Here is a 2,135-nt window from a genome sequence, read left to right on the forward strand (position 1 = left end):
GCTAGGTTACCAACCCCACCTGCAACCGCTTTGGCAACCGCCGCACCACCAGCTGGTGCGAGCGCTGCAACAGGTCACACAGCTCCTCACGCCCCATGGGGTAGGGCGAAGCCATGCTGATCCACCGCGCCCGCGCCAGGTACGGCGCAGGCCGCACCCCCGGGCGGTCGCAGTAGCCGAGAAACAGCTCGTCGGCCACCTTGAACGACAACCCCGCCCCCGCCAGGTCGAGCACCGCGAACATCTTGTTGCCCGCCACCGAGAACACCCGGATGCCGCCCCATTTGTAGTCTTCCCGTGCGCCCGGCAGGCTCAGGCAGAACGCTGCCACCTGGGCTTCGCTCATGTTCCGCTCAGACATATTTTTCTCCACAGGCCTCGAACGACGCCGCCAGGTGGTCGATCCATACCCGTACCGCAGGCAGCAAGCCGCGGCGGTGCGGGTATACCGCCTGCAGGTATCCACCCGGCAGCGACCAGTCCGGCAGCAGGCGCACCAGTTCGCCGCGCGCCAGTTCCTCTTCACAAAACATGCTGGGCAGCGCGGTAAAGCCAAGGCCTGCCCGTACAGCGGCATTACGTACTACGAAATCATCGATGGCAAGGCGCGGTTCCAGGGCGATTTCCTGCTGTTTGCCGTGGGGGCCGAACAGGCGGAAGTGTACCAACCGGTCCGCCTCGGCAGCGCCCAGCACCGGCAATGACGCCAGTTGGCCTGGTTCGCGGATGTGATCGGCGAAGCCTGGCGCTGCAACCAGCTGCATCTGCGCCTGGCGCAGGCGGCGGGTGACCAGCGCCGGGTCTTCGTCGCCCAGGTCACGTACGCGCAGGGCTACGTCGATGCCTTCGGAAATCAGGTCGACCCGGCGGTTGAGCAGTACCATGTCCAGTTGCACCTGGGGGTACTGCGCGAGAAAGCGGCTGATCACATCCGGCAGGAAGGCATGGGCCAATGCCACCGGGCAGGAAACCCGCAAGCGCCCGCGTGGTTCGCTGCTCATGCTGGCCACGGCCTCGTCGGCGGCTTCGGCTTCAAGCAGCATGGCCTGGCAGTGGTGCAGGTAGCGCTCGCCCACTGCGGTGAGCTTCAGTTGCCGTGTAGTGCGTTGCAGCAGGCGCGTGCCCAGGCGTTCTTCAAGCTCGGCGATACGCCGCGACAGGCGCGACTTGGGAATGCCCAACTGGCGGCCGGCTGCGGCGAAACCCCCGGCTTCGACCACGCGGGCGAAGTAGAAAAGGTCGTTGAGGTCTTGCATGGGAATGTCTCATTGTTCCACCTGTAGGACAAACTAACGCATTTTTGCTGCCTTATCAGCCATTGTTGATGTCGGTAGGATTCTCCCCATCGTGATCGCCCAACGCCGCGGTCTTCATTCACAGGAGAGTCCCATGAAACTGTTGCATATCGATTCGAGCATCCTGGGCGACAATTCCGCCTCCCGCCAACTGAGCCGCGAAGTGGTCGAAGCCTGGAAAGCCGCAGACCCGAGCGTGGAAGTGGTGTACCGCGACCTGGCCGCTGACGCCATCGCCCACTTCTCCGCGGCGACCCTGGTAGCAGCTGGCACCCCGGAAGACATGCGCGACGCAGCCCAGGCCTTCGAAGCCAAGCTGAGTGCGGAAACCCTGGAAGAGTTCCTGGCTGCCGATGCCGTGGTGATTGGTGCGCCGATGTACAACTTCACAGTACCGACCCAGCTCAAGGCCTGGATCGACCGCGTTGCCGTCGCCGGCAAGACGTTCCGCTACACCGAAGCCGGCCCGGAAGGCCTGTGCGGCAACAAGAAGGTAGTGCTGGTGTCCACCGCCGGTGGCCTGCACGCTGGCCAGCCGACTGGCGCCGGGCATGAAGACTTCCTCAAGGTGTTCCTGGGCTTCATCGGTGTCACCGACCTGGAAATCGTCCGTGCCCATGGCCTGGCCTATGGCCCCGAGCAGCGCAGCCAGGCGATCGATGCTGCCCAGGCGCAGATTGCCAACGAGCTGTTTGCTGCTGCCTGATCCTGCTGTCTTGCGCAAGCGTCAAAGGCTTGCGCGAACTCTGTGGGAGCGGGGGGGGGGGGGGGGGGGGGGGGGGGGGGGGGGGGGGGCGGGGGGGGGGGGGGGGGGGGGGGGGGGGGGGGGGGGGGGGGGGG

Annotated in this window: 3 protein-coding genes; 1 reads left to right on the plus strand and 2 read right to left on the minus strand. The window is 65.7% G+C overall.

Features of this window, described 5'->3' with window-relative positions:
- Position 1: 1 nt before the first annotated feature.
- Together ACK1U9_RS01660 and ACK1U9_RS01665 are read right to left on the minus strand one after the other, a co-directional pair.
- Positions 2 to 361, minus strand: a complete 360-nt coding sequence (locus ACK1U9_RS01660; protein WP_046616617.1) for an MmcQ/YjbR family DNA-binding protein — start codon at positions 359 to 361, stop codon at positions 2 to 4.
- Complete coding sequence (locus ACK1U9_RS01665) at positions 354 to 1,256, minus strand: LysR substrate-binding domain-containing protein (RefSeq protein ID WP_046616616.1); 903 nt, start codon at positions 1,254 to 1,256, stop codon at positions 354 to 356. Before ACK1U9_RS01665 ends, ACK1U9_RS01660 begins: the two co-directional genes overlap by 8 nt.
- A gap of 133 nt (positions 1,257 to 1,389) precedes the next feature.
- Here ACK1U9_RS01665 and ACK1U9_RS01670 point away from each other — a divergent pair, with 133 nt between their 5' ends.
- Positions 1,390 to 2,001, plus strand: coding sequence for an FMN-dependent NADH-azoreductase (locus tag ACK1U9_RS01670; protein WP_046616615.1), 612 nt, complete (start codon positions 1,390 to 1,392; stop codon positions 1,999 to 2,001).
- The last annotated feature ends 134 nt before the right edge of the window (positions 2,002 to 2,135 follow it).

Source organism: Pseudomonas sp. XP1, assembly GCF_053557675.1.